The following is a 17,165-nucleotide window of genomic DNA, read 5'->3' as shown; positions in this document are numbered from 1 at the left end:
ACGACGCAGATCATGATTGATCTGGCCGATATCATTGTTCGCGGAGGCGATGGACACCCGGCCGGAGCTCGATCAGGCAAGATGGCCCTGAATGTCCTCCTGTTCGCCATCGGATGCGGCGCGGCCGCCCTTCTCTTCATGCGTTTCAAAATGTGGCGCTTTGGGCTGCCGCCGATTGCAAGCGTAGCCGTGCTTGCAATTCGCTTTGCCGGCCCAGAGGATGATTCCAAGCACGATTGAGCCATGATCGCGCGAGCGCTCCCGGCCTGGCGAGCGGAAATGTTGCACGATTCTGGGGCGCAGGCATTGGCAGCAATCGCTCTACAGGTACGGCAATCGCTCTGGCGCAACCGCAGCTCCGATCCGCTAGATCATCACGGTGCCCATATCCAACCGGGCGGAGTAAGGAAAATGATCTGGCAATGCATCGTCGGACCCCGTGCGATCGCAGCGGCTTCTGCGCGCGGGTTGCCCGCAATATCAGGTTCTGCGCGCAAGACGATCGAAACAGTCTCCGACTTCGCTTGCATCCTTTCCAACCTGGTCATGGACGTGCGGGATTGCTACCGGCCCGAGCTGCACTACATGCGTGGCCCCGGTCCGAAATGGCACGCGAAGCATCAATAGAGCGTTTAACGACAACGGAGGATCAAAGCATGAAGATCGTCGTGATCGGCGGCACCGGCCTGATCGGCTCGAAGACCGTCGCCATTTTGCGCCAGGGCGGCCACGAGGTCGTCGCCGCTTCGCCCAATACCGGCGTCAACACCATCACCGGCGAGGGCCTCAAAGAGGCTGTGGCCGGCGCGCAAGTCGTGATCGATCTCGCCAACGCGCCCTCGTGGGAGGACAAGGCGGTGCTGGAATTCTTCGAGACTTCCGGCCGCAACCTTCTCGCGGCGGAGGCCGCAGCGAACGTCCGGCACCATGTCGCACTCTCTATCGTCGCAATCGACCGGACCGACAATGGCTATTTCCGCGCCAAAGTCGCGCAGGAGAAACTGATCAAAGCCTCCGGGATCCCCTACACCATCGTCCGGTCGACCCAGTTCCTGGAATTCCTGGGTGGCATCGCCGATTCAGGTGCGGATGGAAACAGAGTCAGGCTCCCGCCCATCCTGTTCCAGCCTATCGCGTCGGATGACGTTGCTGCCAACGTTGCCGATGTGGCGCTCGCGCCGCCGCGCAACGGCATCGTCGAAATCGCCGGCCCGGAACGAGCGCCGTTCAACCAAATCGTCGCACGCTATCTGAAGGCAGTCGGCGACCCGCGTGAGGTCGTGGGCGACCCCGAGGCCGGATACTTCGGCAGCCGGGTGGAGGAACGCTCGCTCGTGCCATTGGGCGAAGCGCGCCTCGGCCGGATCGGTCTCGACGAATGGCTCCGCCGCTCACAAGCAGCAGCCTGATTCCGCATCGAAGGTGCGCCCGGCCCGTCACGAGCGGGTCCGGGCAACGAACGAAGGAAACGACTATGACGATCAAATTCGCTGCATTGGTTCTTCTGTGCCTCACGACCGGCACGGCGGCGGCGCAGGAGGCCAAGGTCATGCCACTCATGTCCAAGGATCTTCCGGAGTTTCCCGGCAAGGAAGCTCTGATGATCACCGTCGAGCATCCGCCCGGCGGATCGAACGCTAGCCACCGGCACAATGCGCATGCGTTCGTTTACGTGCTGGAGGGCTCCGTCGTGATGCAGCTGAAGGGCGGGAAAGAGGTGACACTGACCCCAGGACAGGCCTTCTATGAAGGCCCTGGCGATGTTCATGTCGTCGATCGGAACGCAAGCGCCACCCAGCCGGCGAAATTCCTGGTGCTCTTGATCAAGGACAAGGGTGCACCGGTGCTCATGCCCGCACAGTGACCGTCGCAGCAAGGGTATACGAAACCGACAGCGGGAGCCGTGAGGCCATGTCCGCGGCGATCGTCAAACGTGGTTCAATCACTCGAAGAGGGGTTTTGTCATGTTCACGGCGACGAACGAAGAGCCCGCCTTCGTTTGGTTGGCGACCATCGCCGCCCCCGAAATCGAGGTTCTCTTCGATGACGATTGGCACCTGCCATGAGTATGAAGCCACTCTTAGGTTTACTCGGCGTGCTGATCGCTGCAATGAGCAGCGAGTTCAACGACACAGTTACGTCAACCGCGCTGGTCGATATTCGAGGCGCTCTTGGTATCGACTATGATTCCGGCACCTGGATCGAAAGCCTCTACAGCACGGGGCTTGCCATTGGGATGGCTTTCGCTCCCTGGTGCGCGGTGACGTTCACGCTTCGCAGGTTCACCCTCTGGGTCGTCGCCGTCGTCGGAGCATCGACGCTCCTGATCCCATTGGCGCTCAACCTGCCGGCGATTCTGATCCTGCGCGTGATCCAAGGTTTAGCCGGCGGACTCACGATCCCGCTTCTCATGACAACGGCGCTGATGGTGCTGCCGCCGCCGATCCGTCTCTATGGTCTGGCCATGTACGGGTTGACAGCGACATTCACAGCGCCTTTCAGTGCCTCGCTCGCCGCGCTCTGGACCGATGTCGTCGGCGACTGGCGCTTCGTCTTCCTGGCAGCGCTCCCTTTGAGCGCTCTAGCGTCGGTGCTCGTCTGGTACGGCATGGAGGCCGGCGAACCTGAATACGACCGGCTTCGGATCTTCGATTGGCGCGGCGCGCTGCTGATGATACTGGGCTTTGGCGCCTTCACCACCATGTTGATGCAGGGCGATCGGCTGGATTGGTTCGAATCTCCGCTCATCTGTGTCCTCGCTCTAATCAGTAGCATTGCCATCCCGTTGCTACTCATCAACGAGTGGTTCCATCCGATGCCGCTGCTTAAGCTGCAGATGCTGCTACGGCGCAATTTCGCATATGCAGCGCTTGCCCTCTTTGCCTTTGTAGTGCTCAGCGCCTCCTCGACAGTGATCCCGGCGACGTTTCTGACAAGTGTGCAAGCCTACAGGCCGGTCCAGGCTCATCTGATCACGCTGATCGTCGCGCTAGGTCAGTTTGTGATGCTACCGGCGATGGCGCTGCTGCTCGACCATCGGCACGTGGATGCGCGGGCAGTTACCCTTTTCGGCCTTGCGCTGATGTTGATCGCCTGCCTTGGCTCCTCATCCGTCGACATCACCTGGCATCGCGATCAGTTCTATATCTGGCAGGTTCTCCAGATGGTTGGCCAGCCGATGGTCGTCGTGCCTCTGCTGATGATGGCGACGAATACGGTTCGCTCCCACGCCGAGGGGCCGCTCGCCTCGGCATTGATCAACACGACGCGCGCCCTGGCCGAGCCGGTGGCGATCTGGCTCATCGAGCTCATCGAGCATTGGCGCGGCGCCCTGCATTCCGAGCGACTTGTCGATCAGATCGGGCTCAATCGCTTCCGGACCATCCAGGCCCACGGGCTGCTACCGCAAGATCCTGCGCCGCTCCTGCCGAACGGAACCCCACGCGCAGCGGGAAGCCTTGAACAATTCGCCGCGGCAGTGACGCAGCAGGCGCACGTGCTCACGACAGCCGACGCCTATCTCGTCATGGCTGCCCTCGTCGTCGCCTTTATGGCGCTGGTGGTGATCCTCCCCGAGCGCACTTATTCGCCACGCATTCTGTTTTCCAAGAAATAAGGAGGCTATGATGTCGGTCGTCCCTTCCGACACGTCGTTTCGCATCCGACCTGGTGAGTCGCCGCCGGTGGGGACTCCGGTCCAATCCAACAAGGTAGAAGCGCTTCCCGCGAAGAAACGGCGGACCCGCTGGCCATGGCTTCTGGCAAGTGGCATCGTCGCGGCGAGCGCCGCCACTTTGCTTTGGCGCATTTATATGCCGACGCCTCATATCTGGACAAATAATGCCTATGTACGGGTACATTATGCGACAATCGCATCACGGGTCGCTGGTCAGATCACCTCTGTAACCGTCGATAACAATCAAATGGTCAAGGCCGGCGATCTCCTGGTTCAACTTGACGATCGCGATTTTCTTGCCGCCCTGGATACAGCTCGAGCCACGCTGGCGCGTGACCGCGCCGCGGCCGCGAATGCCGCCGCCAATGTCAGCCGTCAAGTGGCCTTGATCGCCCAGGCCAAAGCGCAACTTGCAATGGCACAAGCGCAGCTCAACTTCGCAGAGAAGGATGCCACCCGCTATCAACAGCTCGCCTTCACAGGCGCTGGCACTGTGAAGATGCAACAGCAGGCTGACACTTCTCTATTGACAGGCCAAGCGTCGGCCGACGGTGCCAAAGCCGCGCTGGAGGCTGCGCACACGCAGCTTACGATCGCAAACGCGGAACAAGAAGCGGCCATGGCCACGGTTAAGGCCGATGAAGCGCAGTTGACGCAGGCGCAACTCAACCTTTCCTACACTCAGATCCGCGCACCGGTGGACGGTATGGTCGGGCAGCGCGCTGTACAGGTCGGAAACTACGTCAGCCCGGGCGCCGGGTTGATGGCGGTCGTTCCCCTGTCCGATGTTTATGTCGAGGCGAACTACCGCGAAGTCCAGCTGAAACATGTCCAGCCGGGGCAACACGCCCGCATCCACGTCGATGCCTATGACATCGATCTCGATGGCACGGTGGTCGGCGTGCCCGCTGCCACGGGGGCCACTTTCGCCCCGATTCAGCCCGACAACGCCACGGGTAATTTCACGAAGATCGTCCAGCGCTTGCCAGTCAAGATCACGCTATCTCCGAATCAACCGCTCGCGCGGCTCCTTCGCGTTGGCCTCTCCGTTGAGGCGACGATCGAGACAGGCTTGGAAGATGTTGTCGGCGCTCATCGCACGTCTAATGCGGCCTTGACCGACCTATCCAAGAAGGAATTCTAGGATCGCAGGAGTCCTGACAGTAGCCTCTATCTCACGTCACGCTGCATCGTCCGGGATCTTGCCGAACCGAAACTTGGATCGATCCCTGGCGCCATGCTCCGGGGGGCGGGGCGCCTCGAGCGAGCGGAGATGTCCTGCGGCTCTGATCGTAGCATGCTACTGCGCGGTCCATCCGCCATCGACCGAGATCGAGGTGCCCGTGATCTGGTCTGCCGCAGGCGAGCACAGGAAGGCTACGGTGGCTCCCAACTGCTCCGGAGAGACGAATTCGGAGGACGGTTGTTTCTCGCCGAGAAGTGCCTTGGCTGCGTCCTTTTGACTAATGCCTTTCTGCGCGGCGATGTCACTGATCTGCTTTTCGACCAGGGGCGTCCGCACCCAGCCGGGGCAGACCGCGTTGCAGGTCACGCCGCTGCCGGCGGTCTCCAGGCCAACCACCTTGGTCAAGCCGATCAGCCCGTGCTTGGCCGCGACATAAGCCGCCTTGTGGGTCGAGGCGACGAGGCCGTGCGCGGACGCGATGTTGACGATCCGTCCCCACCCCTGCTGCTTCATATGGGGCACCGCCGCCGCTGTGCCGTGGAACGCGGCCGACAGATTGATATCCAGGATCGCATGCCACTTTGCGGACGGAAATTCTTCCACCGGCGCTGTGAACTGGATGCCGGCATTGTTGACGAGGATATCGAGGCGTCCAAACGTCTCGATCGTCGTGGCGATCAATCCGCGAACCGCATCGCCATTCGACATATCTGCGCCGTCGTAGACCACACGAACGCCATGCTCGCGCTCGATCTCGCTGCGGATCGTCTCGATTTCGTTGGGGTCGCCGAACCCGTTCAACACGAGGTTGGCGCGGAGCCTTGCGAGTTCCTTGGCGATTCCGAGCCCGATGCCGCTGGTCGATCCGGTGACGATGGCTGCCTTGTTCTTGAACATGGAATTTCCTTTCGCTGTCAGGTGGAATTGAAGGAGGGTTAGTGAGCCCCGCCGGCGTCGAGCTGGCCGGAACTCTTCAGCATCATGGCTGCGGCAAGTGCGACGATCAGTGCGGCGCCCAGCAGGAAGAACATGTCGCTGAAGGCCAGAATGAACGCCTGCTTCTGGACGATCTTGCCGATCGCGACATAGGCTCGGCGAGTTGCATCGAAGCGATCGATCACGCCGTGGCTTATGAAATACTGCGTCAGCTTCTCGATCCTTGCCTGCGTGGCCGGCTCCAGCGTGGAGACCGACTGCATCAGCACGTTGGAGTGATATTGCTCGCGCTTGGTCAGCAGCGTCTGCAACAGCGCGATGCCGACGGCGCCGCCAAGGTTGCGCATCATGTTGAACAGGCCGGAAGCAGAGCCGGCGTTCTCCGCCTCGATGCCGGAAGTCGCGACTGCCGACAACGGCGCGAACACCAGCGCCTGACCGAAGGCACGGACGACATTCGGCCAGAACAGCTGATCGGTCGCGTAATCGTTGGTCATGTGGATGTTCATGAAGTTCGAAGCGGCGAACATCGCGAAACCGATGCCGATGATGATCCGGGCGTCGAAGCGCTGCATCAGTCGCGGCACCAGCGGAATCAGCAACAGTTGCGGAAAGCCGGTCCATGCCAGCACCATGCCGATCTGCTCGGCGTTGTAGCCTTGAATCCGCGACAGATAGACGGGCAGGATGAACACCGAGCCATAGAGCGCGATGCCGAGCAGGAAGTTGGCCAGGATGCCGAAGCCGAAATTGCGGCGAACCAGCAGGCGAAGGTTCAACAGCGGCTTCCTCGCGGTCAACTCGATCGAAAGGAAGGCCGACAGTGCGACTGCGGCGACGATCGACAGCCTGACGATGAAGGGCGAGCCGAACCAGTCGTCCTTATTGCCTTCCTCCAGCACGGTTTGCAGAGCGCCGAGACCGACGGCCATGGTGACGATGCCGAACCAGTCGCCCTCGCGCAGCAACGCGAGATTCATCGGCTTGGTTTCGAGCGAGTACCACAACATGCCGATCATCAGCGCGCCCGGCACCAGATTGACATAGAAGATATATTCCCAGCCCCAGTTCTCGGTGAGATACCCGCCGATGGTCGGACCGATCGCGGGTGCAAAGGTCGCGGAGACCGCGAACATGGCAAGGCCAATCGACTGCTTCGCCTTCGGCAGAAGCGTGATGATCAGTGTGAAAGCCATCGGGATCAGCACGCCGCCGGAAAAGCCCTGCACCGCGCGCATCACGATCATCTGCGGCAGGTTTTGCGCGAGTGCGCACGCTGCAGAAAACACCATGAAGAGGGAGGCGTTGGTCAGGAGGTAGATGCGGACAGAGAATACCTGTGCGAGCCAACCGGAGAGCGGAATCACGACGATCTCGGCTATTAGATAGGAGGTCGAGATCCAGCCGCCGTCATCGATGCCGGCACCGATCGCGCCCTGGATGTCCGCCAGCGAGGCGTTGACAATCTGGATGTTGAGCACCGCCATGAAGGCGCCGAGCGTGGCGCCGGTCACCGCGATCCAGGTCTTTGCGGAGATGGTAGCTGGAGCGGTAGCGGCTGCCCCGTGGCCGCTGACGGGAATGTTGTCGGTACTGGTTTGCTGCGTAGTCATGGTGGTTCCCCGGGACATGCAAGAGAGATGCAGTCGCACCCGTTCAGCTCAGCTGCGGGGCGCGGTGCGCAAGGCGAGGCGCTTTCGGGCTTCACGCTCGGCGACGGCCGCAGCCTTGGTGTTGACGGTCGGCTCGGCCGACATGCCCGGGCGCAGCAGACCGGTGAGGCCGGGATCGTTGAGCACAATCTTCACGGGAATGCGCTGCACGATCTTGGTGAAGTTGCCGGTGGCGTTGTCGGGCGGCAGCAGAGCGAATTCCAGGCCGCTCGCCGGCGACAGGCTGTCGACATGGCCCTGCAGCTTCGTGCCGTGGAAGCTGTCGATGGTCAGCTCGACCGGCTGGCCGCTCCGCACATGGGTGAGCTGGGTCTCCTTGAAATTGGCGACGATGTAGACGGCATCGAGCGGCACCACCGCCATCAGCTGCGTACCGGCCTGGACGAACTGTCCGACGCGGAGCGAGCGGGCGCCGACCGTACCGTCGACCGGTGCGGTGACCCTGGTGTAGGACAGGTTCAATGCCGCCTGCTCCTGCACCGCGCGGGCGCGATCATGCTGTGCGATGACCCGGGCACGCTCGGTGGTGAGCACGTCAACCTGGCGCTCGGCCGCCAGCAGGCCGGACTTCGCGCGTTGCGATTGTGCGCTGCCGGCGCGCAGCGCGGCGTCAGTCTGCTGCGCCCGCTGCACCGTGCCGGAACCGGTCTTCATCAGGCCGTCGTAGCGAGCCTGCTCTTCCTGTGCGAACTTCAGACTGGCCTCGGCCGCTGCGACGTCTGCCGCGCCTTGCGCGATGACCTGCTGCTGCAGGATGATTTGCGCATCGAGGTTGCGGATTGCGGCTTCCGAGGCGGCGACATCGGCCTCGGCCTGGTCGAGCGCGGTGCGGAAATCACGATCGTCGATCTGCGCCAGCAACTCGCCGGCCTTCACCGCTTGGTTATCGTTTACGAGAACCCGCGCGATGTAGCCCGAGACCTTCGGCGCGATGATGGTGGAGTCGGCCTTCACATAGGCGTCGTCGGTGGTTTCGAGATAGCGGCCGGTGGTCAGGTAGTAGTAGCCATAATCGACCGTCGCGACGACGCCCGCCGTCAGCAGCAGGGCGAGCGCGGCCCGCTTGATCGTCTGTCGGGACGGTTGAAGGCTGGTTTTGACGTCCTGCTCGGAAGCATAGGAAAGGGTCGACATGGCATTCTCCGAAACCTGTGGGGGGCGCTCAGAGTCCATCGCGGCGATGGACGTCGTGGGTGACGATGCCGAGCTCCGGGGCGGGCGGGTCCAGGCGTCTTGGGTCGGCGAGCGTGCGGCGAATGTCCTCGAGTCCGCTCTGCCAATGGGCGCGCATCGCGCTCAAGCCGAACTCGTAGTCCCGTGAATGGCCCTCGTGGATCTTGGTCTGATAGATCAGATGAACGATGTTGTAGGAGCGTTGGCGCGCCAGATCTGCGATGGCGCGGATTTCCGGGTCCTGCTTCGCGGCGTCCGGCAACTTCGCGATCGTCCGTTGCAAGGCCTGACGCATCTTCTGCATCCGTAGCACCTGGTCGGTGACGGTCCGTGTCCGGCTCGAATACTGGATGTCCTTCTGCCGGCTCGACACTTCCATCATGTCGTAGGGAACGCGGCCCCTGGCCGACCAGAGATCGATCTGGAATGTCAGCGTGTCACAGGGCTCGCCGGACAGCACACGGGAAAGAGGTGTGTTCGAGACCACGCCGCCATCCCAATAATGCTCGCCCTCGATTTCGACGGCGGGAAAGCCCGGCGGCAGGGCGCCGGACGCCATGAAATGCTTCGGTCCGAGCTTGCGCTCGGCGGTGTCGAAATAGGTCAGGTTGCCAGTGCGGACGTTGACTGCGCCGACGCTGACGCGCACCTCACCCGAGTTCAGTCGGTCGAAATCGACGAGCCGCTCCAGCGTCTGGTGCAATGGTGCCGTATCGTAGAAGCTGGTTGCGGCATTACCCGAGAACGGCGACCAAAGTGGCGAGGGGAAGCGCGGCTTGAAGAAGCCGGGCTGGCCCTGGACCAGCGCTCGCGTCGCCGCCAGCACGTTGCGTATCGAGCTGATGTCGAACGCAAAGGGCAGGGCATTGGCCAGCCCTTCGCCGGCGGGCCACTCGATCGAGAAGGCACAGATGGTTTCCCAGAACTCGCGCAGCCGCGTCACCCGCTCGGCTTCGGGGGAGCCCGCGATGATGGCGGCGTTGAGCGCGCCGATCGAGATGCCGGCGAGCCAGTTCGGCCGGATGCCGGCCTCGTGCAGGCCTTCATAGACGCCGGCCTGATAGGCGCCGAGCGCGCCGCCGCCCTGCAGCACCAGTGCGACGACATCGTATGGCAGCGGTCGCTTGCTCGGCTGCGGCACGGGATTGCTATGCTCGCGCATCACGTTCAGCATTTTGAGAACTCCAGATGGCATGGTTGATTTCGATCAGCTGGCACTTGCATCGATCAGGATCTCGGAGGACCTGCGGCGGTGTGTAGCTTCGCCCGAAGCGAGATAGTCGTGAACCACGGTGCCGAGCCCAAGCGTGAGGTCGGCCAAAATATGTTTCGCCGACAGAACCTGGAGGACCGGCAGTTCGGCAACAGGTGCCAGGGCATGCGAGTACAGGTCGAGCGCAGCGGGCCCGGTCCATGCCCCCTTCACATTGATGTCCTCGAGGTGGTAGCGCACCAATTCGCAGATGCGCGGTGTCCCGTCGACATGTGGGATGATCTTGAGCAGGAAGTTGGGCGCGGTGAGCTTTTTTGCCTCGGCCGTGGTGTCGAGGGCGCGGTGCTTGTAGCCCATGGTACCGGTCGCGATCCGCACCGAGCCGTAGTTCAAGCTGCCGACCAGCGTGTCGATCTCGACTTCAAGCTTCGGCTGCGCCAGCTTCTTGGGAAAGCCCCACAGCTCGCGCCCGCCGGCAATCGGCGGATGATCGTTGAGGAACATCTGGTGGGTGAAGCTGCCGGACTTGCCCTGATAGGACACCGGGATGACCTGACCGCTTTCGGTGTAGTCGCCGAAGCCGGTCGAATCGGGCATGCGGATGAACTCGTAGTTCACCACCGGCTCGGTGACTTCGAGCGGTGCGGGCACGATCCGGCGTAGCACCTCGGGGTCCGTCCGGTACTGGATGATAAAGTATTCGCGATTGATGAAGCGGTAGGGGCCGGGCGGGAAAGCGGGGCTTGTCAGTGGCATGGCGAACGCCGTCGTGCGCACGGTCTCGTGGTTCATCGGAGTGACTCCAGATCTATGATGGTGAGCGGGCCGCGCACTCTGCGCGAGACGCGCGGCTGGTTGTTTTGACACAGCTACAATTCGCCGACGTGCTCGGGATCGGCCGAGGCCAGCGCAGCGGCGCGCTCGGCCGGTGGCGGATAGATCCAGACGGTGTTGATCTGCTGCTTGGTCTTCTTCGCTTCCGCGCCGACCAGCTTCAATGTCCGCTCCCAACCGATCGTGAAGATCGCACCGGCCTCTCCGAGGTCGAGACAGGTGGCGTAGGCTTCCTGGTGGTAGGGCCTGGTCGGAACTCCCAGCAGTTCGGCAGCGGCATTGTTGCCGGCAAAGGCACCCATCCGCGTGGCGTGCTGGCACGACATGAGCGCGTAGTTGCCGACGTTGTCGCATGCGGCCCTGGCGGCATCGCCGGTGGCGAATACGCCAGGTACCGTCAACACGCGCAGATCACGGTCGACCAGCAGCCGACCGAAACTGTCGCGCTCGGCGGGGATCTGCGCGGTCAGCGGTGCCGCGCGCATGCCGGCGGCCCAGATCACGGTCGCGCACGCGATGTGCTCGCCGTTCGACAACGTGACCCCGGATTTGTTCAGCGACGCAACGGCGGTACCGAGCCGGGTCTCGACGCCGACCTTGCGCAGCGCTTCCTCGATGACGGGGCGGGGAGACGCGCCCATGTCGGGAGCGACCGCGCTGTTCCTTTCGACGATGATGACGCGGGGCTTGGCACCCTTGCCGAGAATCGCGCGCAGCCTTGCCGGCATCTCGGTCGCCACTTCGATGCCGGTGAACCCGCCGCCGGCGACCACCACCGTGTCGCGCGCCGCCGACGCGGGCTGATCCGCCAGGCGGTGCAGATGCCGGTCGAGCGCAATCGCATCGTCGAGCTGATCGACGCTAAAGCCATGCTCGGCGAGACCGGGTATATTCGGGCGGAACAGCCGGCTGCCCGTGGCCACGATCAAGCGATCGTAGGGCAGTGTCTTTCGTGCGCCCTTGGCCGCGACGATCTGCACGGTGCGGGACTTGCTGTCGATCGTCTCGGCGCTACCCTGCACGTAGACCACGTCGATCGCGCTGAGAACGTCGAGCAGAGGTGCTGTCAACGTCTCCGGCTTCGGTTCGTAGAGGCGCGGGCGGACCACCAGCGTCGATTCGGGTGCCACAACTGCGATCTCGAGATCTTCGGGCGAGACGCCCTGGATGTCGCGCAGACGAGCGGCGGAAAGGGCGGCGTACATGCCGGCGAAGCCGGAACCAATGATGACTAGTCGCATGTGGTCTACTCTTGTGATTTGAAGTTTCCTGGACATAGGCGCGTCAGCACCGCCGCTTCTCATTGGCGGCAAGCCATTTGCGATCGACGACGATGACGCGAATCGAACTTGTCGGGTGTTATGGAGAAGGGCAGCTCGACATCGACGAGACCCTCGGTGGCCAGTATTCGCGAAAGGTCATTGGCTGAGCTGCGTTCGGGCTCCAGTCGGCGTAGGGGAGCTGGGCGCTATCCCTTTTCACGATCGACATCACCGGATTGCTCCTTTGGAAGGCCTGGGCCGGAATTTCCATCTCCTCGCCGGTGGCCGAGGTGAAGCGTATGGCCAAGGAGAGGCCGTACACGATCGTGGTCGCTGCAATTCTCCGTCGCGGGACGATTGCAAGGAGGCTGATGAAGGTTCTCGACGCCATCGTTTGTCTCCGTCTGTCGGGAGCGTGGGGGACCCTGATCATCTACCGGACCGAAGCTGCCACTGCGCCAGAGCGATTGCGGCACCTGCAGAGCGATTGTTATTTCCGGATACGCCGTCGCCAATCGCTCGGGGTTTCGCCGGTCAACTTCCTGAACGCTGCCGTGAACGCAGTTTGCGAGGTGTAGCCGAGCTCTGCGGCCACCGTTGCAATCGCTGCGTCGGTACCACGCAGCATGTTCATGGCCTGCTCGAGCCGGTTCTGGCGCAGCCAGGCGTGAGGCGAAAGCCCGGTGCTTTCCCGGAACGCCCGGCAGAAGTGGAAGCGCGACAGTCCTGCATCGGACGCCAATGCAGCGAGAGACACGTCAGCGTCGCTTTCCGAGCGCAAGCGCTCGATTGCGCGTCGCAGAGCGTGGGGAGAGAGCCCGCCCATGATCGGTTCAGGCGTGGTCGGCACGCCGATGTGCTCGGTCAGGATGCGCGTTGCCGCGAGGTCCGCCAGTTGCTGCCTGAACAATGCGTCCAGAACTGTATTGCCCTGCAGCACGTCGGCGGCAGTCATCAGCAATTCGAAAGTGATGGGGTCGAGATGTCCTGTCCTTTCCACGAGATCGCCGGGAGCGGGTGCGTTGGCCTCGCGGGCGACGCGTTCAAGGGTTGCGTGCGGAAGATAGAGCTGGATGACATCGACAGGGCCCGGGATATCCCATCTGGCGCTCGAACCGGCGGGGATGATCGTCACAACGCCGGCGCGCGCCGTTCCAATCGCAACCGATTTCCCGCTGCGCCGCTCGAGGCGCTGAACGCCCGTGGGGTAAGCCATGATGACGTGGTCGATCATCGGCTCGACCACGTCGTGCAGAGGCCCATGCTTCCAATGCGCGATGGCGCCGTTGGAAGCGTCTGAAGCCATCTCGAGAGGCGTGGTCTTGAGGACGCGCGTCATCTCCACATCCGCAGGACGCCGGTCGCCGACCGACAACTCGCTCCGGCGATCGCCAGACGCAACCCGCGGAGTCTTCGGAGGATCGGCCAAGCTCTCGTTGCTCATCGATCTGTCCTCACGCTCCGAAAGCACACCATACCTGCGGAGCGGTTGCGGCTAACGCACGCGTCGGCGCCAGTCGCTCGGCGTTTCGCCGGTGGATCGCCTGAACGCTGCGGCGAAGGCTGTTTGCGAGGCATAGCCGAGCTCCGCTGCAATCAAGGCGATCGTTGCGTCGGTGTCGCGCAGCATGTTCATGGCCTGCTCGAGGCGATGCTGCCGCAGCCAGGCATGAGGCGAAAGCCCGGTGCTCTCCTTGAAGGCGCGGCAGAAGTGGAAGCGCGACAGGCCGGCGTCGGAAGCCAGGGCATCGAGGGAGACGTCCGCCTCGCTGTCCGACCGCAAGCGTTCGACGGCACGGTGCAGGACCTTCGGCGAAAGACCGCCCACGACCGGCTGGAATGTGGTTGGCGAGCTGATATGCGCAGCCAGAAGCCGCATGGCCAGAAGGTCCGTCAGCTGAAGCCTGAACAGCGTATCCAGCGCGCCGTTGCCATCCAGCACGCTGGCTGCGCTCAATAGCAGTCGGGATGTGATGGGGTCGGGATGCGCCGTTCGTTCGAGGAGATCGGTCGATGCCGCCCTGGCTTCATCGGCAAAGCGCTTCAGCGATGCGTGCGGTAGATAGAGCTGAACGACATCAACTGGTTTTGGAATGTCCCAGCGAGAGCTCGATCCTTCGGGAATGACGATCACGACCCCGCGGCGGAATGTCCCTTTCGCGACCGATCTGCCGGACCGCCGCTCCATGCGCTGCACCGAACCGTTGTAAGCCATGATGACGTGATGGCTCATGGGTTCGACGACGTCGTGCAATGGTTCATGCTTCCAGTGCGCGATCCCGGCGCCCGAAGCATCCAGGGCCATGCGGAGAGGTGCGGTGTGGAGGACGCGCGCCATCTCCACATCGGCAGCGTGCCGGTCGGATGCCGGCAAGTTCTCCTGTTGTGTGCTGGGCTTGACAAGCAGAGCCCTCAGGGGATCGGCAATCGGCTCGCTCATGGATTTCGTCCTGTTGGGGGGCTTGCGCTCGCCTGTCGCCGGCCGGTTCATGAGTCGGCAGGCAGGGGAGCGATCGCCTCGACCATGCTGGTCACGATGACGAGGATTGATGCCCGGCGATATCGTGCATCGGGTCTGATTTCCCCGGTTCAGGGGATAGAGTCACCTATGCCTCGGGATAGGTCGGCGCGATTTCGCGGCATCAGGCGCAATGAAAACTGGATCGAACAGCACGACACGCCTAGCGAACGGCGTCGCCGGGATCGGGACTGGCAGCCGTTGGCACCGGAAGCGTGAAGTGGAAATGCGCACCGCCATTCGGACGGTTCGCGCCCGCGATGCTACCGCCATGCGCGGTGATGATCGACTGACAGATGGCAAGGCCGATACCGATTCCCGCGTCCTTGGTGCTGAAGAAGCTGTCGAAGACATGCGCCAGATCTGCTTCGGGAATGCCCGGCCCATTGTCGAGAACGGAGAAGACGACCCAGCCTTCGCCATCGATCGAAGTCCGGGTGTCGATCCGGCGCGTCGGCTGGCCCGATTGCACGATCGCCTGGATGCTGTTGACCAGCAGGTTGATGATGACCTGCTGCAACTGGATTCGGTCGCCCATAACCTTGGGAAGTCCGGCACCGAAGGTTGCCGACAGAACGATCGACTTCGAATCGATATCATGACGAATGAACAGGAGGGCCTCCTCGACCACCTCGTTCAGGTCGATCAGGCGCTTCTCCGGCTCGTGCTTGGCCGCCATACCGCGGATGCGATGAATGATGTCGCTGGCGCGACGCGCATTCGACACGATCCGGGAGGTGAGCTGGGTGACCTTTTCGGTGTTTTGATCGGCGCGCGCCAGCCATCTCAGGCTGGTCTCGCCGTTGGTCACGATGGCCGCAAGCGGCTGGTTGATCTCATGCGCGATCGACGTCGCCAGTTCTCCGAGCGTCGCGATGCGTCCGGCGTGCGAGAAGTCGGCCTGCAGTTTTCGAAGCTGCTGCTCGGCGTTCAACCGCTCGGTAATGTCCTGCATGGTGATGAAGGTGTTATCCAGCTGCTCCGGCGGCACCGGATATGTCACCGTGAACAGGACGTCGATGATCGAGCCGTCGAAGGCGCGGATCCGGGTTTCCGCAATGAAATTCCGGCGGCCCTCGAAGTGCGCAACCATCACCCGTTCGGCAAGTCCGGGAGCGGCGGCAAAAATATAGCGAACCGGCCGGATGAGATCGGCGGGATTGCCGGCACGGAACAGCGAAACAGCGTCCCGATTGACGTCGGTGACGCGAACGACGTCCTTGGCATGTTCGACAAGGTCCGGATTGCGCTCGAGATAGCTCGCGATATCGTCCACCCCGTTCGCCTTCAAATGGTCGAAGGCCTCACCAGCGCGACGGGAATCCACCTGCCAAAGCGCCGTCGGCAGATATTGGATGAGCCTGCGGTACCTGTCCTCACTCGCCTGCAATTCCCACGTCGTGCGATCGTCATTTATCGCACCATTGATCGTCACGAACACGGTGCCGTGGGGCTTCGGCTCTGCCGCGTGCCAGGCCTTGACGACGGGTTCGCGCAGGCTCCCGCTCAGGACCATCTTGCGTGTTTCCACCCGCATACGTTCGCTCGCGACGCTTTCAAGCAGCGCGGCCAGCACGGAGCGGCTCTCGGCCGGCCAGAACGCACCGACGGGCCGGCCGATCATCTGTTCGTAGCCGGCGTGGGCGCCGAACATACGGACCGCGCGATCGTTGACGGCGAGAATGCGGGTTGCCGTCAGCAATCCCTCAACCCAATCCGGATGCTGATCCAGATCGATGGTGGCACCGCTGCGCCGGTGTTCCGCGATCGCATCCAGCACAGGGCGCGCGGGCGACGTATCGAGTTCCCATGCTGCGGCGAGTGAGGATTGCAACTCGGCATCCATGCGGAGGTACGACGCTTGAGAGAGAGACCCTGCGTCGCGGCCGAACTCGACGATATCAAGAACGTCGCCGGCTGCGTCCCGTCTGACGATTTGCCTCACGGCAGCCACGACGTTCATTCCGGTCAGCCCGCGCCGATGGACGATGCCTTCCCACCGGCCTTCGCGCAAGAGCGCGCCGAAATGGTCGGTGCCAGCGTGGACAAGCGAGCCGATCGCTTGGACGGGCTGGCCCACCATCGCCATAGCGGGCCAGCCGTAGAGCGTCTCCGACGCGGTATTCCAGTATCTGATGATGCCATGCGCGTCGCTGATGATGACGCTTTCGGACGCCAGATCGACCAGCTCCATGGCATGGGGAAGGTCAAAATGGAGCTCATGGCCGTTCGCGCCGGCGCGGCGGGAAAGATTACTCATCTGACGGCGTGCCCCGCCGATTGTCGTCGCGTACGTCGCCCGGGCGGCTCAGCGCGGCCTGCAGGTGTTGAAGAAGGACTTCGTCGTTGACCGGCTTGGTCAGGCACGCCTGAGCCCCTCCCTTCAGCGCGCGCGCGCGAGTGGCCGGACTTGGGTCGGCGGTGATGACGATAACCGGCATTGACGAACTTAGTTCCCGCAATCGCTCCTGAAGTTCCAGGCCACTCCGCCCCGGCATGCTCACATCGGTGATCAGGCAGGAGAAGCGACCCGGCATGTATTCGGCCATGAAGGCCTCCGCGCGGTCGAAAGTGCGACATGCAACGTCCATGACGAGAAGAAGATCGGAAAGCGCCTCTCGCACGGCCTCGTCGTCGTCTACGACGGCGACCAGAGGTGGCTTGGACGAACGGACGTTTTTCGCTGGCATGGCT

Annotated in this window: 16 protein-coding genes; 5 read left to right on the top strand and 11 right to left on the bottom strand. The window is 62.8% G+C overall.

Annotated features, from left to right (window positions below; genetic code table 11):
- The first annotated feature begins 12 nt into the window (after positions 1 to 12).
- From ACP2YP_RS36395 to ACP2YP_RS36375, 5 genes are all read left to right on the top strand, one after another.
- Positions 13 to 240, top strand: coding sequence for a hypothetical protein (locus tag ACP2YP_RS36395; protein WP_426421119.1), 228 nt, complete (start codon positions 13 to 15; stop codon positions 238 to 240).
- Positions 241 to 656: 416 nt separating this feature from the next.
- Positions 657 to 1,409: an SDR family oxidoreductase gene (locus ACP2YP_RS36390; protein WP_426421118.1), complete on the top strand. Its 753-nt coding sequence runs from the start codon at positions 657 to 659 to the stop codon at positions 1,407 to 1,409.
- Positions 1,410 to 1,474: 65 nt separating this feature from the next.
- Entirely contained in the window at positions 1,475 to 1,864 is a 390-nt protein-coding gene (locus ACP2YP_RS36385) for a cupin domain-containing protein (RefSeq protein WP_426421117.1), read from the top strand.
- Positions 1,865 to 2,062: 198 nt separating this feature from the next.
- On the top strand, positions 2,063 to 3,616 hold the full coding sequence (locus ACP2YP_RS36380) for an MFS transporter (RefSeq protein WP_426421116.1): 1,554 nt from the start codon (positions 2,063 to 2,065) through the stop codon (positions 3,614 to 3,616).
- Positions 3,617 to 3,626: 10 nt separating this feature from the next.
- Entirely contained in the window at positions 3,627 to 4,820 is a 1,194-nt protein-coding gene (locus ACP2YP_RS36375; protein WP_426421115.1) for an HlyD family secretion protein, read from the top strand.
- A 156-nt stretch (positions 4,821 to 4,976) separates the two neighbouring features.
- Here ACP2YP_RS36375 and ACP2YP_RS36370 read toward each other — a convergent pair whose 3' ends face one another.
- The 11 genes from ACP2YP_RS36370 to ACP2YP_RS36320 all read right to left on the bottom strand — a co-directional run bounded on the left by ACP2YP_RS36370 (position 4,977) and on the right by ACP2YP_RS36320 (position 17,161).
- Positions 4,977 to 5,759: a 3-hydroxybutyrate dehydrogenase gene (locus ACP2YP_RS36370; protein WP_426421114.1), complete on the bottom strand. Its 783-nt coding sequence runs from the start codon at positions 5,757 to 5,759 to the stop codon at positions 4,977 to 4,979.
- A gap of 38 nt (positions 5,760 to 5,797) precedes the next feature.
- Positions 5,798 to 7,411 (bottom strand): MDR family MFS transporter, encoded by a 1,614-nt coding sequence (locus ACP2YP_RS36365; protein WP_426421113.1) that lies wholly within the window; start codon positions 7,409 to 7,411, stop codon positions 5,798 to 5,800.
- A 48-nt stretch (positions 7,412 to 7,459) separates the two neighbouring features.
- A complete protein-coding gene (locus tag ACP2YP_RS36360; protein WP_426421112.1) occupies positions 7,460 to 8,605 on the bottom strand; it encodes an HlyD family secretion protein in 1,146 nt (381 codons plus the stop codon).
- 28 nt (positions 8,606 to 8,633) lie between these two features.
- Positions 8,634 to 9,818, bottom strand: a complete 1,185-nt coding sequence (locus ACP2YP_RS36355; RefSeq protein WP_426421111.1) for a DUF3734 domain-containing protein — start codon at positions 9,816 to 9,818, stop codon at positions 8,634 to 8,636.
- Between the two features lie 33 nt (positions 9,819 to 9,851).
- A complete protein-coding gene (locus tag ACP2YP_RS36350) occupies positions 9,852 to 10,649 on the bottom strand; it encodes an acetoacetate decarboxylase (RefSeq protein WP_426421110.1) in 798 nt (265 codons plus the stop codon).
- 77 nt (positions 10,650 to 10,726) lie between these two features.
- The gene (locus tag ACP2YP_RS36345; protein ID WP_426421109.1) at positions 10,727 to 11,932 is read right to left on the bottom strand and encodes an NAD(P)/FAD-dependent oxidoreductase; all 1,206 of its coding nucleotides are present in this window, start codon (positions 11,930 to 11,932) and stop codon (positions 10,727 to 10,729) included.
- Between the two features lie 118 nt (positions 11,933 to 12,050).
- Entirely contained in the window at positions 12,051 to 12,344 is a 294-nt protein-coding gene (locus ACP2YP_RS36340) for a hypothetical protein (RefSeq protein WP_426421108.1), read from the bottom strand.
- Positions 12,345 to 12,443: 99 nt separating this feature from the next.
- A complete protein-coding gene (locus tag ACP2YP_RS36335; RefSeq protein ID WP_426421107.1) occupies positions 12,444 to 13,397 on the bottom strand; it encodes a helix-turn-helix domain-containing protein in 954 nt (317 codons plus the stop codon).
- Positions 13,398 to 13,448: 51 nt separating this feature from the next.
- A complete protein-coding gene (locus tag ACP2YP_RS36330) occupies positions 13,449 to 14,444 on the bottom strand; it encodes a helix-turn-helix transcriptional regulator (protein WP_426421106.1) in 996 nt (331 codons plus the stop codon).
- Between the two features lie 190 nt (positions 14,445 to 14,634).
- Complete coding sequence (locus tag ACP2YP_RS36325; RefSeq protein WP_426421105.1) at positions 14,635 to 16,731, bottom strand: ATP-binding protein; 2,097 nt, start codon at positions 16,729 to 16,731, stop codon at positions 14,635 to 14,637.
- Entirely contained in the window at positions 16,724 to 17,161 is a 438-nt protein-coding gene (locus ACP2YP_RS36320; protein ID WP_426421104.1) for a response regulator transcription factor, read from the bottom strand. The genes ACP2YP_RS36325 and ACP2YP_RS36320 overlap by 8 nt, the downstream gene beginning before the upstream one ends.
- Between the last annotated feature and the right edge of the window lie 4 nt (positions 17,162 to 17,165).

It is taken from the genome of Bradyrhizobium genosp. A (assembly GCF_049949275.1).
Lineage (GTDB): Bacteria > Pseudomonadota > Alphaproteobacteria > Rhizobiales > Xanthobacteraceae > Bradyrhizobium.
Note: the sequence above shows the minus strand (reverse complement) of the source record. Positions and strands in the feature narration are given on the sequence as shown.